Source organism: Photobacterium minamisatsumaniensis, from assembly GCF_050336695.1.
GTDB lineage: Bacteria > Pseudomonadota > Gammaproteobacteria > Enterobacterales > Vibrionaceae > Photobacterium > Photobacterium minamisatsumaniensis.
The window spans coordinates 53361-72835 of the sequence record NZ_JAKJSI010000040.1 but is presented as its reverse complement, the minus strand read 5'-3'; the positions used below and the strand labels follow the sequence as shown (position 1 = coordinate 72835).

The following is a 19475-nucleotide window of genomic DNA, read 5'->3' as shown; positions in this document are numbered from 1 at the left end:
AATTAATCTTACATCGAACAAAAATTACAATAATAAAACAACAACCAATATAAATAAAACATAAATACAATGAGGTACAATTATGCGCATCGTTCTTGCACTGGGCGGAAATGCCCTATTATCCCGAGGTCAAGCTTTAACTGAAAAAAACCAAAGGGATAATATTAAAAAAGCGGCTAAGAATATAGCAGCCATAACCAAAAATAATGAAGTAGTCATTGTTCATGGTAATGGCCCACAGGTCGGCTTATTAATGGAGCAAAATAGCGCATATCAGGAATACTCACCAGAAACCACACCCTACCCAATGGATGTACTTGGCGCGCAAACTTGTGGGATGGTTGGCTATATGCTCCAACAAGAGCTACTCAATATAGACCGGCAGTTAGATATCGCGACGCTATTGACACAGACTGAAGTCAGTGCTGACGACCCTGCATTTAATAATCCAACTAAGTTCGTCGGACCTGTTTATACCGAAGGCTCAGCCAAAGAAATCATGGCGATATCCGATAAAGTATTCAAAGCTGATGGGGAATATTTCCGCCGAGTTGTGCCATCTCCAAAGCCTGCCGGTATCATAGAACAAAAACAAATCGAAACGCTTTTAAAGGCAGGTAATGTCGTCATTGCCTGTGGTGGTGGCGGTGTCCCTGTCTGTGTTGAAGATACAAAACTTACAGGCATCGAGTGTGTTATCGATAAAGACCTCACAGCTGAATTACTCGCAGAAAAAATCAATACTGATTTATTTATTATTTTAACCGACGGTTCAATTTATCGAAATTATGGAAAATCAGATCAAGCAGAGATGAAAGTTGCCACACCAAAAGGTTTATCTGAATTTAACTTCCCAGCAGGATCAATGGGACCAAAAATTGATGCTGTCTGTCAATTTGTAAACAGTGGTCTTGGCAAAGCGGCTATTGGTTCACTCTTTGATTTAGATAAAATTGTTGCTCAAGAAGCTGGAACACTAGTCACTCAAGGTGATGGCATTGAATACTATTAATCAATAAGCATCTTTATATAAGACAAATAACCCATGACCATTCATTATTTACATTAATGAATGGTCTTTTATCTGTAGCGACTTAAACAGACGTTTAATTAACGTCTTACGCGACTTCTCGCATTTGAAGAAACAATAAGGCGATTAATTAATACTTTTTTCTTTGTTTTTGATGCTGATTTCAGCTCACGAATAATTCGCGTTATTTCACCATCAAGGTATTTCGCCGTTTTAGTTCGCACCATTGCCGTGATCACTTTATCCGCATTGTCTGGTAGCGATTGCATCAATGCCCATTTATAGCTGTAATTCTCGTCAGCGGTATTTTGAGCATCGCTATAAATAGAGGCTTTAGGTATCACTACATCCTCACCTCGACCAAGCCGGCGGCAGTACTCTTCAACAACAGGGCTTCGATAGAAAGGTAACTCACCAGAGAGATAGAGCTTCGGACCTAATTCTTTTGCGATGGTGATCTTTGATTCAATAACAAAGCGACTCGCATTAGTGACTTTGACTGACAGTTTTTCAGGCGAGGAATAATATATACATGCCTTTTGTTTCGCTCTTGTCATGCCGACATAGGCCAACCGGCGCTCTTCCTCAATATCTGCACCAATACTACCTGATGATTTGTTCATGTATGGGAAAGCGTCTTTATCCCAGAACGGTAAATGTACTTGCTCATATTCGCAGCCTTTAGCACGGAAAATTGTGGTTAATTGAACACTCTCTTGTGCATTCTCGCCCTGTTGACCGTTATTTTTACTTGAACCATTCTGCAGCCCTGACTGATAGGTGTAGTACTCGAAATATTGCAGCGCTTTAGCACAGTCTTGATCCATACTGTCGAGCACGGTACTTACACTGTCTAACCGCTCGATTGCTTCTTCAATTTCGCTTGCTGTCGCTTCAGTTTTCCAAATCCAAGTATCAAGGCCACTTTCTTTTCGATACTGTTTATAAACATCTGCTGCTTTAAGGCTGCCTTTTCGCATCAGCCTCGCCAACAGTTCAAGACGCTCGATTAAGCTTTCCAACTTAAGGGTTGGATTGGCTTTTTCATAACGGGCAATAAATGTCAGCCATGTCGATGGCTCCATACCAGCCAATTGCTCACATAGTGGCTTCAAAGTTTTATTTGGGACATAACAATGTGGAAAACCCATAACACTGAATAACAAGGCCGATTTCTGTTGTGGTGCTTGCTCTTGAAAACGCCCCGTTGCAAGCGCCATCAATTCCATCAATAGCTTCACTTCTCGGCTATTCGCCAATACCGAAGGCACTGGCATATGGTATGGCACTTTCTTACTGAGGAACGCCAACTCAAATAACAGGGTTTGAGACCAACGACGGACCAAAATGGCAACCTCAGACGGTTTGCCACCATTTTGAAGATAGTCTTGAATCGACTGGGCGACTTCCCCCACCTGCCGGGCCGAACCGCACTCAATGACTTGAGTATCTTTCACGCCTTCACAAGATGTTGTTAAGAAATCACTGAAGCGCTGCTTGTTATTAGCAATAAGATGGCTTGCCGCAAGTGCAAGGCTATGACCAAAACGGAAGGTTTGCGACAAGGTGTAGGTTTTAGCTGGGGCAAAACTCTCATCAAAATCCAGCATAAACTGCGGAGCGCTGCCGCGCCATTTGTAGATACACTGATCAACATCACCCACGGCCACTAGCTGTGTATTATCACCCAACAACTGTTTGAGTAAGCGGTATTGCGCCGTGTTAATATCCTGAAATTCATCGACAACCACCAGCTTGCAGTGCTGATGGTAATGCTGGCGAATCGCATCGTTACCTTCCAGTAGCTTTACTGTTTCAACCAACCAGTCATCGAAGAACAAAGTACGTTGTTGCTTTCTCAACTCTTCAAACTTTTCATAACCATCGATGATAAACAGGTAATCACGGTTTATTTCTGCTAACTTGAAAACTTCATAAGGCGACAACATGTATGCCTTCACCAAACCAATGAAACTCAGCAGCAATTCAATGGTTTTCGGATCTTTAATAACCTGCTGTCGCTGATAGGTTTTCTCAAGACCTGCGATCTCTCGAAGAATCCCCTTCACTAATGCCTTATCACTCTCGCCGCTTTGATAGTCGACGCGAAAGCCAGTGTCGCGCAAGAAACCCGTTTGGTTAAGAAACTTCAAGCAAAAACTATGGAATGTATGCACAGGTACAGGCTGCTCTATGCCAGCCGCTTGTAGTTTGGCCTGAAAATCGGTACGAATGTCACGGTTAAACATCATCACCAGCATTTCTTGCGCTGGAATGGTGGCCAACTTTTGTTCAATCATTCCTACCAGTGTGGTGGTTTTCCCAGTCCCCGCCCCTGCTATACAAAGTGCATTGCCATCTTTATGTTGTATGAATGCTGATTGTTCAGTGGTGTAACGGGTCATAACAGGCCTAACGGGAAGAAAACAGGATAGTGATTTTGCCACAGTTCTTGCTTTGCTCGTGAAGAAAATTCGAGCAGTTAAACCATATTCTCATATCGGTGTAATATTATTTTGCGCAATCGTTTGCCTTTCTTGCTGAAAGGCTACGATTCTTCTGCTATTATCGCCTAAAATTCGTTGCGTACTGGGCAACTTACCCTGCGTTAACGTGCTTTCTTCGTTATCTTCTGAAATAGGAATTCGCCATGAGCCTTGCTGATCAAGTTCTCGCTGTAAATGATGACCTGCCAATCCGTACTGATAAACCCGTTCACAGTGGTAAAGTACGTTCTGTATACTGGTTAACTGAGGCCGACAGCCGCCGCCTAATCGAAGAGAAAGGATACAACGTCAAACCAGATGCCCCACTGGCTATCATGGTTATCAGTGATCGTATCTCTGCATTTGACTGTATCTGGCACGGTAAAGGAGGCTTAAAAGGTGTTCCGGGGAAAGGGGCTGCCTTAAACGCGATTTCAAATCACTGGTTCAAGTTATTCCGTGAAAACGGATTGGCTGACAGTCATATTCTTGATATTCCCCACCCATTTGTTTGGATTGTTCAGAAAGCTAAGCCCGTTATGGTTGAAGCGATTTGTCGTCAGTACATTACTGGCTCAATGTGGCGTGCTTATAGTAAAGGTGAGCGTAACTTCTGTGGCATTGAACTGCCTGAAGGTCTGAAAAAAGATCAGAAGTTACCTGAACTACTCATGACCCCTTCAACCAAAGGGATCTTAAAAGGTATTCCGAATGTACCTGAAGTGGACGATGTCAACGTCACTCGCCACGATCTTGAAGCAAACTATGAAGCATTCAATTTCCGTAGCACGGATGATATCGCTCACTACGAGAAGCTATTGCAGGAAGGCTTCAATGTGATCAGCAAAGAACTTGAAGATATCAATCAAATCTTTGTTGATACCAAGTTTGAGTTTGGCTACGTCACCGATGCTGCGGGCCAAAAAAAGCTAATTTACATGGACGAAGTAGGCACACCAGACTCTTCTCGCATCTGGGATGAAGCCGCTTACCGTGATGGTAAGATTGTCGAAAACTCAAAAGAAGGTTTTCGCCAGATGTTACTTAACCACTTCCCTGATCCAGACATCCTATTAAATAAAGACCGCATGGAAGAACGTTTTGCCCTAGCACGCGAAAATGAGCTCCCGGTTGAAGCATTAATGGAAGTATCGAGTGTTTACACTGGAATTGCGGAAAAAGTGACTGGTCAAAAGATCGTTCTTAGCGAAAACCCAAAAGCAGAAATTGTCGAAGTACTTCGTGAGCAATACGGTCTAATCGACTAATTGGCTTGCCCGATACTCCTCTGATACGAAAAGGTAGCGTAAGCTGCCTTTTTCTCTTTGTTCTAGCGAATTGACAGCAAACTCGTTCGATTTATCCACTCCCCCCTATGGCATTGCTAGTTAGTCCCAAAAAATTAATGCGCCAGTTCACAATATTATAGAATTATCATTAACACTTTTGTTACCATGCCGACACAATATACAAACTAACCACCTGTACTTTAGAGGGATCGTATGAAGTTCAGTTATAAAGTTGTTGCTACTTCATCAGCAATACTATTAGCAGCCTTGTCGTTGCTATCCATCAATCAATATTTCAATACCAAGAAATACATCGAATCTCATATCACCCAAAGCACGAATGAGATTGTCAGTGGTGTGAGCAATACGGTAAATGCCGAGCTTTCGAGCAGTAAATCACTCGCTACCTATATTGCAAGTATGGTGAGTGATGATCTGAGCTTGGAGAGCATTCACTCCGTAATTGACAAGCCGATTGTTAAGCAATCATTTGTGCTTACTGGGCTAGGGTTTGAAAGTGATGGCAGCTTCACCAGCAACGATCCTAACTGGAATCCGGGTGAAAATTGGGAGCCTCGTGCTCGACCGTGGTACATCGATAGTAAACAAGCACGTGATGTCATTATAACGGCTCCTTATACCGATGCCGTCACCAATGAGTTGCTAGTCTCAATTGCCAGTCCTTTAATGACTAATAATCAATTCCAAGGCGCGATCTTCTTTGATATGCCCCTGACTAGCTTGGCTGAGTTAGTTAACCAAATCAATTTATTCGATGCTGGCTATCTCTTCATTGTTTCGGAAAAAGGCACTGTTATTGCCCACCCAAACAGCGATTACAATGGAAAACCGATGTCATCATTCCTTGGTGATCACTCAATTTCCACACAAATGAAAAGCATTGAGTTAAACGGCGCACCAAGCAAGCTATCCTTTACTAAAATTGCCGGACAAGAATGGTATATTGGTGCACTTCTTGATGAACAGCGCGCATTTGCTGCAGTAAACCAGCTTCGTTCAGAAGCCATTATCTACTCTTTAGTCTCCCTTCTAGCTGGTATTATTGCGTTGTTATTACTAATTAAAGTATTAATGCGACCATTAACGAACCTTAATTCTGCAATTGAAGATGTCGCAACAGGTCAAGGGAATTTAACCCGCCGTCTCGATACCAATACCGATGAAGAGTTTGCTGCACTTGCCAAAGGCTTTAATGCTTTCAGCGAGAAAATTCAAAACCTTATCATGGAGTCAAAATCACTGAGCAATGATATCCTCGCAGGCACAGAACAAAATGCTGTAGGTGCCCAACAATCTACAGTTGCCATGGCTTCACAGTTAAAAGAGCTTGACCAACTTGCCACGGCAATGCATGAAATGGCCGCCACATCAGGCGAAGTTGCCAATAACGCACAAGGCGCAGCAACTGCAGCTCAGCAAGCTGACGTCGCCGTTCAAGATGGAGGCAAGATTGTTTCACATACTGCTGTAGCTATCTCTGAACTATCGCAACAAATCGATCATGCGGTTGAGGTTGTACTTCAACTTGAAAGATCGACCGGTAATATTGAATCAATCTTAAAAGTTATCAATGAAATTGCCGATCAAACCAACTTACTGGCTTTAAACGCAGCCATTGAAGCTGCGCGTGCGGGAGAGTCTGGACGTGGGTTTGCCGTTGTTGCCGATGAAGTTCGGACACTCGCTCACCGTACCCAACAATCAACCACTGAAATTCGACAAATGATTGAGCAACTGCAATCTGGCGCTCAGTCAGCCGTTTCAGTCATGGAGCAAAGTAAGCACACTGCGGTAACAACAGTGGACAAATCTAAAGAAGCCGATGGCGCCTTGATTAAAATAAGCGATGCGATTCAACAGATAAACGACATGAATTTGCAAATTGCTTCCGCAGCTGAGGAGCAGAGCTTGGTCGCAGAAGAAATTAATACCAACACACTTAATATCAAGGAACTCAGCGTCGAAGTTGCCACAGCAGCACAAGGGGCAGAAGAAGCCTTAAAGGCACAAACACAAAAAGTGAAAGAGCAAGATTCTGTCTTGAATAAGTTTGTTGTTTAGCCGTTAATTTTGCGGCAGCTCCCTATTGGGAGCTGTCTTTTACAAGCTGTATAAACTTCTCCCGCGTTGGGTCTGACAACCTATCGTTCCATATTAGCCCTATATCCCACACCGTATAATCACCATTTAACGAAATGAAACGAATATTCGCTGGGCTGATTGCCTTCGTGCTTGAGGGCACTATGGTATAACCCAGTCGGGCCGATACCAGAGCAAGAAGTGTTAGTATGTCATCTGCTTCTTGCTCAACTTTCAACGTCTGCTCTGATTCATATAGAAACCGCTCAATATACTGACTAAGACCAGGGCCTCGTTCGGGGTTGAGTCGCAAATAACCAAGACGAGAAAGTGATGACCATAAATCGTTTTCGTCAACCAACTCATCCTGATGTACCGCAATGACAAGCTTATCGGTGCAAAGAGGTATCCCTTTAAGTGGCAGATCAACGGGTAAGCGATTGAAGCTAAGTTGAAGATCGCCTGATAGCAATGCATCTATTTGATATTGTGATGGCGTATCATTCAATGTGATATGTACGTTCGGGTAACACTGCTTAAATGCGGCAATACATTGTGGTGCCTGATGGTATGTTGAAATACCAAAGCCGATATTGAGGTAACCTTGCGTCCCCTCTGCAACAGAACGTGATAACGACTGAAAGCTCGCAAAATACGTAACCATACGCCTCGCCTCAGGTAACAAGGTTTTACCAACTTGCGTTAACGCAGCACCATGCCTTCCCCGCTCAAACAGCGCAGCATCCATATATTCTTCAAGCCGTTGAATCTTTTTTGTTAATGCAGACTGCGTGATGAAAAGGTGTTCAGACGCAACCCGGTAATTACTATCTTCTGCTAACTGACAAAAAGCTCGAAGCTGATCGATATCCATTCCATTAGCTCATTAAAACTAGAATTTTATTCATTATAAGGAATGAGTGTTTTTTTCTAAACTGGCTCCATCACGTTTCATGTTAATCAGGAGCCTTATAATGAAAGATGTACGCGTTGCTTCCGTCCAGTTTAACCACCATGCTGGCGATAAAGACTATAACCTCTCTGTCATCCAACACTATGTAGAAAAAGCGTCACAGCAAGATGTTGAAATTATCGTATTTCCAGAGATGTGTATAACGGGCTATTGGCATGTGTCTAAACTCGAGAAAGCTGACATCGAAGCACTGTCAGAGCCGGTGCCGCAAGGCAATTCCACTCAATATTTACAGGCACTTGCAACTAAGTTTAGGGTAAGTATCGGCGCTGGCCTGATTGAAAAAGGCGATGACGGGAAACTCTATAATACGTTTGTATTCGCCATGTCAGATGGAACCATTGCCAAGCACCGTAAACTCCATACTTTTGTTAGTAAACATATGGATAGTGGCAGCGACTACACCGTATTCGACACCCCTCATGGCTGTCGTGTGGGTATTCTTATTTGTTGGGATAACAACTTGGTTGAAAATGTACGTATTACCGCATTGAAAGGTGCCGATATCCTCATTGCTCCTCATCAAACAGGGGGATGCCAATCACGAAGCCCGAATGCAATGAAAGGGATTGATCCTCAGCTTTGGTATAACCGTAAAATTGACCCTGATGCGATTCGTGCAGAGATGCAAGGTAGCAACGGACGCCAATGGTTGATGCGCTGGTTGCCAGCACGAGCACACGATAACGGAATGTTCCTTATTTTCAGCAATGGTGTTGGCGTGGATGTAGATGAGGTACGTACTGGCAATGCAATGATCCTAAACCCATATGGTGAAACAATCGCAGAATCAGACAGCCTTGAAGATGATATGGTCATTGCGAACCTCAAAGCAAAAGAGCTTGAAATGTGTACTGGTCGACGATGGATTCGTGGGCGACGACCAGACCTATACCAGCCTTTAACAGTACCAAGCGGGAATGAGCTAACGCCTTTTGATGCCCGATTTGCTGATAAGTAAAATTAGACTCCGTTTATAATCTAGGCGGCACTGCTGCAGGTGATAATACCCTGCAGCCAATTAAACAAAGCCCCCCATCCTTCCACTATTTTCGCACGCTGCTTCGTTAAGCCCCATAGTCACACGAGCTTGCTCCCTTACTGAGAAATTAACATCTCATTAAAAGAACACATCAGTATCACTTACTACCACATAAACAACTGCAACAAACCTTCCAACCAAATCATTAGACCACAATTGATTAGTCCACATAACATTTAACTGAATAAATACCCCACACCAATAGTAACAACCATGTAAAAATTAAGAATATTTGTGATCCAAACCGAACATTGTTACCATATCAACGAAAAATTTACTTAGAGGTCTAATTATATTACTAAATAATAACCATTGAACCTCTCAGTTTTTAGCAAAAAACCATTAAGGATAAAACGTTTACGTTTATTTATGGATAATAAATTTAAAAAGTACAGTATTGACACGACCGACTATCAAGTTGGTCAAGACAACATACAAAAATGGGGTTTTGATATACATAACCCAGTATTCGGCATCAGTGCAGGATTGATTATTTTCTTCCTTGCGACCCTCGTCATTGTCGACCCTGGCACAGCCAAAGATACGTTAAATGGCTTAAAAAATGGCATCATTGAAAGTTTCGATTCACTCTTTATGTGGTCAGCCAACTTCTTTGTTCTTTTCACACTAGCGTTGATTATTTCGCCATTTGGCAAAATCCGTATTGGCGGTAAAGAAGCCAAATCAGAACACTCCACAGCATCTTGGTTATCAATGCTATTTGCAGCAGGTATGGGTATTGGCCTTCTATTCTGGGGAGTCGCCGAGCCAGCAGCTTATTTTACTGATTGGTGGGGAACGCCTTTCAATGTCGAACCGTATACTGAAGAAGCAAAAGCGTTAGCAATGGGCGCGACGATTTTCCACTGGGGTATTCACGGTTGGTCAATCTATGGAATCGTTGCATTATCACTCGCTTTTTTTGCTTATAACAAAGGATTGCCGTTATCAATCCGTTCTGTTTTCTATCCCATTTTTGGTGATAGAGCATGGGGTTGGTTAGGTCATACCATTGATATCATGGCGGTATTGGCAACGCTATTTGGTTTAGCAACCTCTCTAGGTTTAGGCGCCCAGCAAGCCACCAGCGGTATTAATCMTGTCTTCGGCACTGACGGTGGCATTGGCATGCAGTTAGCCGTGATTGCATTTGTTACTCTAATTGCTGTTTTTTCCGTTATTCGTGGCATTGATCATGGTGTGAAAATGCTGAGTAAAATCAATATGGTTTTTGCATTTGCTTTGCTCATTTTCGTGGCCTACGTTAGCTTTGATATTGTTATAAGTTCAGTACCTTCAACGCTTATGGCCTATGCAGAAAACATTATTGCATTAAGTAACCCACATGGACGAGAAGATACAAGCTGGATGCACGGTTGGACGGTATTCTATTGGGCATGGTGGATTTCATGGTCACCATTTGTCGGCATGTTTATTGCTCGTATCTCTAAGGGTCGAACTGTTCGTGAGTTTTTGACTGCCGTAATCTTTATTCCTTCATTAGTGGTTATCGTATGGATGGCAATTTTCGGCGGAATCGCGATTGACCAACTAATGAACCAAGTTGGCGTACTTGGCGCTAATGGTTTAAACGATATTTCACTGACGCTTTTCCATGTTTATGATGCGTTACCGTTTGGTTCTATTCTTTCGGTTCTTTCAATCATATTAGTGCTGATCTTCTTCATCACATCGTCAGATTCTGGCTCACTGGTTATCGACAGCATTACATCGGGTGGCAAGATAGATGCGCCTGTCCCACAAAGAATCTTTTGGGCAACGATTGAAGGTGCTATCGCTGGCGCTATGCTCTGGATTGGTGGTGCAGAAGCGCTACAAGCACTGCAGTCAGGCGTTGTAACAACCGCACTACCCTTCACATTTGTTTTATTATTAATGTGTGTCAGTCTAATTAAAGGCCTGAACAGTGAACGTTCGGCTTACCAAGTACAGACTACTGCGTAACATGCTTTCATAGCCTTATGAATAGTAAAAAAGGGCTAGCATCCGCTAGCCCTTTTTATTTCTTCACCAGATTAATATAAAGCTGATAAATATTACTGCTGCGCTAGCTCAACCGCTTGCTGCAACTTATCGGCTTCTACATAGCCGCCAAGTACTGTCACATTGTCAATTGACGCTCCTGATGTCGGCATAACAACATAAGCAGGCGTACCACTGAAACCAAGTTGCTGTGCCAGGTTTACAGACTTAGCTAGTTCATCTGACCATGCACTTAAATTTTCTATTTTCACGTCAACGCCGGCTTCAGACGCCAAATTTAAAAGCACTTCTTCAGTTAATGGATTGCCCTGCTGCGCTGACTCCATCATGCTATGGTGGAAAGCTGTAAATCCTTCCTCTCCCTGCTGCTTAAAGACTTCAAGACTCGCTTGTGCTGCAGTATTTGATAGCGGAGAACGCTTGGCTAAAACAGGGAAGTTTTTCACTAGAAGCTTAGCGTCGGAGTTTGCTTCAAGCACAGACTCAACGACAGGCGATGCTTTAATACAGTACGAGCATTGGTAATCTAAAAACTTAATGATTGCAACTTTTGCGTCCTTACTGCCTTCAAAAGGCGTTGTTTCATTTTCAAGCAATGCCGCTTCAAGCTTCACAGCTTGCTCGACTTGCATCTGATTCATTCGTGCTTGTTCGCGAGCTTTTAACTCGTTACTTGCAGCGATAAGTACTTCAGGGTTGTTTACTAAGTACTCCATTGCCACTTTACCAATTTCTTGTTTTTCAGCATCAGTAAAAAGAGACGTCGCAGTTGTATCATTGGCAGCAAGTGCCGTAGTTGAAAGTGATACGAATACAAGGGCAGCAAGTGTACGTTTAATCATTCTAATGACCTTTATGGTTGTGATTGACCAACTAACCATAAAGGTTAGAGCTAACACCAAGGTCAATATGATTTACTGGCTGAGCATCACATTCCTTGAAAATGCATCCCTAGATAACAGATTCCTAGAAGACATGTTCCTATAAACTAAAAAAGGGCTAGCCGAAGCTAGCCCTTTGCAACATGTACTTTATTAATCTATGCCGTTGGTTTTACAGGCTCTCCCTGCTCATCACCACTATCAGCAACTGGCTGAGTTCCACCTTTCAGTCTCTTTTCCCAGTAGTCAGCATTTTTGATGCCTAACTTAACAGGGTCAAAGGTAAACTCTTTAACACCGGCTTTCTGCTGCTCTTCGTAATCTTTCAGTGCTTTTAGCGCTGGCTTAGATAGGAAGAAGATAATCAAAATACCGACAATGTTTAGCCATGCCATCAGGCCAACACCTACATCACCCATAGCCCATGCTAAGTTCGCCGCTTTCACAGTTCCGTAGAAAACAGAAGCAATTAGGATGATTTTCAGAATAAACATCATACCCGGTACTTTCACAGTACGGCGGATATACGCAATGTTGGTTTCAGCAATGTAGTAGTAAGCAAGAATGGTGGTAAAGGCAAAGAAGAACAACGCAAACGCAATGAACGGTTTACCGATACCTGGCATTGCGCTTTCAATCGCCATCTGTGTAAACACAGGACCATTAGCACTAATATCAGACGCAAGGTTCTGAACCAAGAACACCCCTTCAGCACCACCGTGTACGTTATAAGCACCCGTGATAATAATCATAAAGGCTGTTGCTGAACAGACTAACAATGTATCAATATAGATTGAAAACGACTGAACTAAACCTTGCTGCGCAGGGTGCTGAACATCAGCAGCAGCTGCTGCATGAGGACCAGTACCTTGACCTGCTTCGTTCGAGTAAATACCACGCTTCACACCCCAGCCAATTGCAGCACCAACACCAGCCATTGGCGTAAATGCATCACCAACAATCATTCCGAATACTGTTGGAACCATATTGATGTTTAGTAGGATAATAATGAAAGCGATAATGATATAAGCCAATGCCATAAATGGCACAACAATCTGTGTGAAACTCGCAATACGTTTAACGCCACCAAAAATGATGAATGCTAGAATCACTGAAACAAAGGCACCCGTCACAATTTTTGCAAGGCTAAATGTACCAATTGCTGTTTCAATCATGCCACCAGTACCAAACGCCGACTCAACCGCGTTACCGATACTGTTTGACTGAACACCTGGAAGTAACACACCACAAGCAAAGATAGTCGCGATAGCAAAAACCCATGCATACCACTTCTGACCCATCGCCTTTTCAATGTAATAAGCTGGACCACCACGGAACTGACCGTCTTCATCTTCTTCTTTATAGATCTGAGCCAGAGCAGATTCACTGTATGCTGTTGCTGCACCAAGAAATGCAACTACCCACATCCAGAAGACTGCACCCGGACCACCGAAACCGATAGCCGCAGCAACACCTGCGATATTACCAGTACCAACTCGTCCAGAAAGGGAAACGGCTAATGCTTGAAAAGAGGAAATACCCTGTGCTGAACTTTTACCTGATAACAATAGTCGCCACATCTCTCTGAAGTGACGAATTTGCACGAAACGTGTTGTGATGGAGTAAAACAAACCGGCGCCTAGGCACAAATAAATCAGTACCGGACTCCAAATTATTCCATTTAAAAAATCTACTAACGACTGCATTAATAACTCCCTGTCTGCTTGGCTAATGCTTCGTCAGTATAATAAGCAATTTGTAAGTGATTTGTTAAGGATTTTATTTTGTCACTCAATTCAACGTGATTACCAGCACGATACAGCAACATTTAGGAAACAAACTGACATTTAAACTGGATATATTAAAATTATTGGCCTATATGACCATTTTCAAGAAAAATCTGACCAGATAAAGTGAGCAATAAACAAGCAAACAAACCTAAAAATCCTTATAGCATCACAATTTTTATCTAACACTTATTAAAATTAGAGACATAAATCTACTTTTTTGGCTTTACCGGGAGAGACTGGAGTGATTATTGATTAGGCCATAAACAGCCGAAAGTGTGCACTAGATAGCACATTGCATTTAAATTAGAAATAATCTCTGTTCTTTTAATTGTATAAATAAAAAACGCAGGCCGAAGCCTGCGTTTTATTGTGAAATCTAATACAGTTAGATGTTACACATCATAAGTTGTTGATGAGATATCGCCGCCTGTACCCGTCCAATTTGTATGGAAGAATTCACCACGTGGACGGTCAGTACGCTCATAAGTGTGAGCACCGAAGTAGTCACGTTGAGCTTGCAGAAGGTTTGCAGGAAGACGAGCAGTCGTGTAACCGTCTAGGAACGTTAGTGCAGACGTCATACATGGCATTGGGATACCCGATTCCATTGACTTAGATGCTACTTTACGCCATGCAACCATACAGTTGTCTAGAATGCCTTTGAAGTAAGCATCTGAACCTAGGAATGCGATCTCTGGGTTTGCTTCATAAGCATCACGAATGTTGCCTAGGAACGCAGAGCGGATGATACAACCACCACGCCACATCAGTGCAACGTTGCCGTAGTTAAGATCCCAACCATTTTCATTCGACGCTTCACGCATTAGCATGAAACCTTGAGCGTAAGAAATGATCTTAGATGCAAGTAGCGCTTGGCGGATTGCATCAACCCACTCTTGCTTGTCGCCTTCAACCGGAGAGACTGTCTTACCGAACAGTTGCTCAGCCTCAACACGTTGGTCTTTCAGTGCAGACAGGCAACGAGAGAATACAGACTCAGTGATCAACGTTAGTGGGATACCCATGTCTAGCGCATTGATCCCCGTCCATTTGCCCGTACCTTTTTGGCCAGCAGTGTCTAGGATCTTCTCTACTAGCGCTTCACCGTCTTCATCTTTGTAGCCAAGAATGTCAGCAGTAATTTCAACTAGGTAGCTGTCTAGCTCAGTTTTGTTCCACTCTGCAAATACAGCCTGCATTTCGTCGTGGTTCATACCTAGGCCATCTTTCATGAACTGGTATGCTTCAGTGATAAGCTGCATGTCACCGTATTCGATGCCATTGTGAACCATCTTAACGAAGTGACCAGCACCGTCGTTACCAACCCAATCACAACAAGGCTCACCCGCGTCAGTTTTCGCTGAAATGCCTTGGAAAATAGGCTTAACATGTGGCCATGCTTCAGGAGAACCGCCTGGCATGATTGAAGGACCGAAACGAGCACCCTCCTCACCACCAGAAACACCAGTACCGATGAAGTGGATGCCTTTCTCACGAAGAGCAGCAACACGACGGTTTGTGTCTGGGAAGTTAGTGTTACCGCCATCAATGATGATGTCGCCTTTGTCTAGAAGGGGTACAAGCTTGTCGATGAACGTATCTACAACGTCACCAGCACGAACCATAAGCATCACTTTACGTGGCGCTTCTAGCTTCTCAACGAGTTCTTCTAGAGAGTAAGCACCAACAATGTTGGTACCCTTAGCTGGGCCTTCAAGGAACTCGTCTACTTTGGCAGCAGTACGGTTATGAGCCACAACTTTGAATCCGTTATCGTTCATATTAAGGATCAGGTTTTGACCCATTACAGCTAGTCCGATAACACCAATATCAGCTTTCATTTACTTCTCCTTATGCCAGCTCTTTGGCTGCTTCTGAATCTAAATACCATTCAGTGATGCCAGTTTTAGCCTTCACTTTCGCTGCTGGATATAAATCCGCGGCAGGGGCTTGTTCAACAATTTCTTTTAAAACATCAGCTTTACTTGCACCGAGTACTAAGTAAGTGATGCGTTTTGCATTCTCAAGCAAATATGCCGTTTTAGTAACACGGATTTGACGTGATTCTGGATGTGCGGCAATGGCGGCAATATCTGTTGTTTTATAATCAGTTTGCCCAGGGAATAATGATGCGGTATGGCCATCAGTACCCATACCTAACAACACCCAATCAAACGCTGGTGCACCGTTTTCTTCCGGTATAACGGATTGCATTTCTTCTGCAAAGCGAATTGCTTCCATCGCCGCGAACTCTTCACCACGAATACGGTGAATGTTCTCTGCAGGAATGGCAATATGGTCAAATAAAAGCGCTTTTGCCTGACCGTAATTACTTTGCTCGTTGTCAGGTGCTACGCAACGCTCATCGCCCCACCAGAAATGTAAATTCGCCCACTCAATACTCGTCGCATAGTCTGAACCAGCAAGGAATGAGAATAACTGCGATGGCGTACTACCACCCGATAATGAGATATGTACTGGACGGCCTAGCAGGCTATATTCCTTTAGGCCTTCAGCAAGCGCTTCAACAACGTTTGCTGAACTTTCAAATACTTGGTAATTCATTTACTTATAGCTCGCAATAATCGGTATTCGTCAGGTTTTTACATGGGAAACGCCATTCACGCTTGTCGCTTGACAGCAATTCATCGGCTTCTTTAGGACCCCATGTACCCGCTGCGTATCCATATAGGTGCTCTGGGTTTTGCTTATATTGAAGAATAGGTTCAACAAACTTCCAACACGCTTTCACCGCATCGGTACGGGCAAATAACGTAGCATCACCTTTCATTGAATCTAGCAACAAACGTTCATAAGCAGTAAGCATATGGGTTTCTTCTAGACTCTCATAATGGAAGTCCATTGACACTTCTTTGGCTTCAAAACCGGCACCCGGCTTTTTAAGGCCAAAACTCATTAAAATGCCTTCATCAGGCTGAATACGAATAATCAGTTTATTTTCAGGCGCATTAGCACCAAATACTGGGTGTGGTGTTTTCTTGAAGTGAATAACAACTTCAGTAACCCGAGTAGGTAGACGCTTACCGGTTCGAACGTAGAACGGAACGCCATTCCAACGCCAGTTGTCGATAAACATCTTCAAACCCACATAAGTCTCGGTACGAGAATCCTCTGCAACGCCAGGTTCTTCACGGTAACCAATTAGATGATCATTACGTACGTCAGACTCAGTATATTGCCCCAAGACAAGGTTATTTTTTAAGTCGTCGTCAGATAAAGGTTTCAAGCTCTGGAAAACTTTCATCACCTCGTCACGCATGGTATCAGCATTAATTGCTGCAGGTGGCTCCATGCCGACCATGGCTAATACTTGAAGTAGGTGGTTCTGGAACATATCACGAACCGCACCAGCACCATCGTAGTAACCACCGCGCTCTTCTACCCCAAGGAATTCCGCTGCGGTAATTTCAACATAATCAATGAAATTACGATTCCAAAGTGGTTCAAACATACCGTTGGCAAAACGGAAAACCAGAAGGTTTTGGACTGTTTCTTTACCAAGGTAGTGGTCGATACGGTAGATTTGGTGTTCTTGGAAATGGGCGTGGAGATCTTTATCTAGCTGCTCAGCTGTAGCAAGATCATAACCGAATGGCTTTTCAACAATTAAACGCTTCCAACCATTCTGTTCGGTATTCAAGCCATGAGCCGCTAAGTTCTGAGGGATAATACTGTAAAGGCTTGGGGGAGTTGCTAGATAGAAGGTGGTATTACCTTGAGTTTGGTAAACCGTCTCTATTTCATCAAGGCGTTGCTTTAGATTACCGTAATCTTCAACATCCGATGTATTAATCGCTTGATAATGAAGTCGCTGACAAAAAGCGTCGAGGGTTTCAGGATCGACCTTTTCGTTTTCGGTTAACGATACTTTCATTTTCTGCTGAAACTCTTCATCAGAAAAGTGCGTTCGACTAACCCCTAAGATAGCAAACTCTTCTGAGAGTAACCCGTTAGCAAAAAGATGATAGAAGGCCGGAATCAACTTGCGATGGGTTAAATCACCCGACGCACCGAAGATGACAATACAATTATTTTCAGGCTTGACCATAATGCTTTCCCACTCACCTGATTCCATCAGGGCAAGTTATTCATTTTATTAATTTCGCACGATACTATCACTAACTAACAAAAGTGATAGTAGGTTTTACCTATAGGATTGATAGCTAAAACACCGAGATGCTGAAATAATAGTCAAGCACGAAAAAATCGCTCTAAAAACACCCACTCCTGACACAATAATTAACCATTTAAAAGTGGTATTACCAGCTATCCAGCTGTTAATGAAACTAATTGCTGTGTATATGCTTGTTTAGGTTGAGTAAATAAGGTTTCCGTATCGCCATGCTCAACAACCTGCCCTTGTTTTAGCACTAGCGTGTAATGGCATAACGACTTTACCACATTCAGATCATGGCTTATAAACAAGTAACTAAGCCCATGCTTATGTTGAAGTGATTTCAATAGGTCTAAAACCTGAGATTGAACCGTTCTGTCTAACGACGACGTAGGTTCATCCAGAAGAATGAATTCGGGTTTTAATACAATGGCACGTGCAATCGCGATACGTTGACGTTGCCCCCCCGAAAACTCATTCGGGTATCGATGCCGGGTTTCAGGATCTAACTCTACTTCTTTCATCGCAGCACAGATCAACTGTTCTTCTTGCTCTGGTGTGAGCGACTTATGAATTTTTAGTCCCTCACCAATAATTTGAGCCACTGACATGCGCGGGTTTAGTGCCGAGAATGGGTCTTGAAAAACCACTTGTAACTTACTGCGAAACGGTAGCATTTCTTTACGGCTTAACCGAGATATATCATGGCCATCAAACTCAATATGACCTTCACTTTCTAGCAGCTTAAGGATTGCCATACCTGTCGTAGACTTACCTGACCCACTTTCTCCAACGAGCCCGACACTGTGGCCTTTTCGAAGTAAAAAGCTCACATCGGTTACCGCTTTTATATGCCCTTGCACGCGCTTTAATATCCCGCCTTTAATCGGGAACCACACACGCAAATCATTGACGCTAAACAATGGTTCAGCATTCATATCGACAGGTACAGGCTTGCCTGTTGGATCAGAGTTAATAAGTTTGATGGTGTATGGGTCTTGCGGGTTATTAAAGACCTCATCTTTGGTATTGGTTTCCACTAACCTCCCCAATTGCATTACCGCGACTCTATCTGCAATTTTTCTAACAATGCTTAAGTCATGGGTAATAAACAACATTGCCATGCCCAACTCTTGCTGAAGGTCTTTAAGTAAATCAAGGATCTGGGCTTGTACAGAGACATCTAGCGCTGTTGTGGGTTCATCAGCTATTAGCAACTCAGGCTCATTGATCAGCGCCATTGCAATCATGACCCGCTGTCTTTCACCACCCGATAGTTCATGAGGATAGGATTCTAATCTTTTCTCTGGATTACGAATGCCTACTTTGTTAAGCCATTCAAGGGCTTTTTTCTGTGCTTCACGTTGTCGTGTGCCTCGGTGTATAGCCAGGATTTCACATAACTGACGACCAACTTTATGCAATGGATTCAATGACATCATCGGCTCTTGGAATATCATGCCAATACGGTCTCCCCGCATTCGCTGCATTTCTCGCTCGCTGCAAGCCATCATGTCAGTGTTATCGTACTTAACATGCCCGCTAAGATAACGAGCTGAGGATTTCGGCAATAAACGAAGAATCGCATTCGCTGTTACCGATTTTCCAGATCCACTTTCCCCCACCAGCGCAAGTGTTTCACCCTTATGGATAGCAAGACTGACGTCTTGAGTGACTTGGTTAATGTTTTTTCCATTTTGAAAACCCACCGAGAGGTTCTCGATTGTCAGTATTGGTTTAGCCAT

At 43.2% G+C, this 19475-nt stretch carries 13 protein-coding genes; 5 read left to right on the top strand and 8 right to left on the bottom strand.

Features of this window, described 5'->3' with window-relative positions; genetic code table 11:
• Nucleotides 1-82 precede the first annotated feature (82 nt).
• Complete coding sequence (locus L4D78_RS20715; RefSeq protein ID WP_428468692.1) at nt 83-1012, top strand: carbamate kinase; 930 nt, start codon at nt 83-85, stop codon at nt 1010-1012.
• Between the two features lie 98 nt (nt 1013-1110).
• On the opposite strand, the gene L4D78_RS20710 is transcribed toward L4D78_RS20715, so the two are convergent.
• Nucleotides 1111-3435 (bottom strand): ATP-dependent helicase, encoded by a 2325-nt coding sequence (locus L4D78_RS20710; RefSeq protein ID WP_428468691.1) that lies wholly within the window; start codon nt 3433-3435, stop codon nt 1111-1113.
• Nucleotides 3436-3680: 245 nt separating this feature from the next.
• Between L4D78_RS20710 and L4D78_RS20705 the strand changes: the two genes are divergently transcribed.
• Complete coding sequence (locus L4D78_RS20705; protein ID WP_428468690.1) at nt 3681-4784, top strand: phosphoribosylaminoimidazolesuccinocarboxamide synthase; 1104 nt, start codon at nt 3681-3683, stop codon at nt 4782-4784.
• 234 nt (nt 4785-5018) lie between these two features.
• Nucleotides 5019-6887 (top strand): methyl-accepting chemotaxis protein, encoded by a 1869-nt coding sequence (locus L4D78_RS20700; RefSeq protein WP_428468689.1) that lies wholly within the window; start codon nt 5019-5021, stop codon nt 6885-6887.
• 22 nt (nt 6888-6909) lie between these two features.
• On the opposite strand, the gene L4D78_RS20695 is transcribed toward L4D78_RS20700, so the two are convergent.
• A complete protein-coding gene (locus L4D78_RS20695) occupies nt 6910-7779 on the bottom strand; it encodes a LysR family transcriptional regulator (RefSeq protein WP_428468688.1) in 870 nt (289 codons plus the stop codon).
• 100 nt (nt 7780-7879) lie between these two features.
• Between L4D78_RS20695 and L4D78_RS20690 the strand changes: the two genes are divergently transcribed.
• A complete protein-coding gene (locus L4D78_RS20690) occupies nt 7880-8839 on the top strand; it encodes a nitrilase family protein (RefSeq protein ID WP_428468687.1) in 960 nt (319 codons plus the stop codon).
• 450 nt (nt 8840-9289) lie between these two features.
• Nucleotides 9290-10885, top strand: a complete 1596-nt coding sequence (locus L4D78_RS20685; RefSeq protein WP_428468686.1) for a BCCT family transporter — start codon at nt 9290-9292, stop codon at nt 10883-10885.
• 92 nt (nt 10886-10977) lie between these two features.
• On the opposite strand, the gene L4D78_RS20680 is transcribed toward L4D78_RS20685, so the two are convergent.
• The 6 genes from L4D78_RS20680 to L4D78_RS20655 form a co-directional block, all read right to left on the bottom strand.
• The gene (locus L4D78_RS20680) at nt 10978-11766 is read right to left on the bottom strand and encodes a DsbA family protein (RefSeq protein ID WP_428468685.1); all 789 of its coding nucleotides are present in this window, start codon (nt 11764-11766) and stop codon (nt 10978-10980) included.
• A 197-nt stretch (nt 11767-11963) separates the two neighbouring features.
• On the bottom strand, nt 11964-13511 hold the full coding sequence (locus tag L4D78_RS20675) for an alanine/glycine:cation symporter family protein (protein WP_428468684.1): 1548 nt from the start codon (nt 13509-13511) through the stop codon (nt 11964-11966).
• Nucleotides 13512-13987: 476 nt separating this feature from the next.
• Complete coding sequence (gene gnd / locus L4D78_RS20670) at nt 13988-15436, bottom strand: decarboxylating NADP(+)-dependent phosphogluconate dehydrogenase (RefSeq protein WP_428468683.1); 1449 nt, start codon at nt 15434-15436, stop codon at nt 13988-13990.
• 10 nt (nt 15437-15446) lie between these two features.
• Nucleotides 15447-16160, bottom strand: a complete 714-nt coding sequence (pgl, locus tag L4D78_RS20665; RefSeq protein ID WP_428468682.1) for a 6-phosphogluconolactonase — start codon at nt 16158-16160, stop codon at nt 15447-15449.
• Nucleotides 16161-16164: 4 nt separating this feature from the next.
• Nucleotides 16165-17664, bottom strand: coding sequence for a glucose-6-phosphate dehydrogenase (gene zwf / locus L4D78_RS20660; RefSeq protein WP_428468681.1), 1500 nt, complete (start codon nt 17662-17664; stop codon nt 16165-16167).
• 218 nt (nt 17665-17882) lie between these two features.
• Nucleotides 17883-19475 carry an ABC transporter ATP-binding protein gene (locus L4D78_RS20655; protein ID WP_428468680.1) on the bottom strand — a complete coding sequence of 531 codons (1593 nt, stop codon included), beginning with the start codon at nt 19473-19475 and terminating at the stop codon, nt 17883-17885.

Coding starts and splice junctions, on each gene's coding strand:
- gnd (WP_428468683.1), bottom strand. CDS start 15,436: ATGAAAGCTGATATTGGTGTTATCGGACTAGCTGTAATGGGTCAAAAC.
- pgl (WP_428468682.1), bottom strand. CDS start 16,160: ATGAATTACCAAGTATTTGAAAGTTCAGCAAACGTTGTTGAAGCGCTT.
- L4D78_RS20690 (WP_428468687.1), top strand. CDS start 7,880: ATGAAAGATGTACGCGTTGCTTCCGTCCAGTTTAACCACCATGCTGGC.
- zwf (WP_428468681.1), bottom strand. CDS start 17,664: ATGGTCAAGCCTGAAAATAATTGTATTGTCATCTTCGGTGCGTCGGGT.
- L4D78_RS20680 (WP_428468685.1), bottom strand. CDS start 11,766: ATGATTAAACGTACACTTGCTGCCCTTGTATTCGTATCACTTTCAACT.
- L4D78_RS20700 (WP_428468689.1), top strand. CDS start 5,019: ATGAAGTTCAGTTATAAAGTTGTTGCTACTTCATCAGCAATACTATTA.
- L4D78_RS20655 (WP_428468680.1), bottom strand. CDS start 19,475: ATGGCTAAACCAATACTGACAATCGAGAACCTCTCGGTGGGTTTTCAA.
- L4D78_RS20705 (WP_428468690.1), top strand. CDS start 3,681: ATGAGCCTTGCTGATCAAGTTCTCGCTGTAAATGATGACCTGCCAATC.
- L4D78_RS20715 (WP_428468692.1), top strand. CDS start 83: ATGCGCATCGTTCTTGCACTGGGCGGAAATGCCCTATTATCCCGAGGT.
- L4D78_RS20675 (WP_428468684.1), bottom strand. CDS start 13,511: ATGCAGTCGTTAGTAGATTTTTTAAATGGAATAATTTGGAGTCCGGTA.
- L4D78_RS20710 (WP_428468691.1), bottom strand. CDS start 3,435: ATGACCCGTTACACCACTGAACAATCAGCATTCATACAACATAAAGAT.
- L4D78_RS20695 (WP_428468688.1), bottom strand. CDS start 7,779: ATGGATATCGATCAGCTTCGAGCTTTTTGTCAGTTAGCAGAAGATAGT.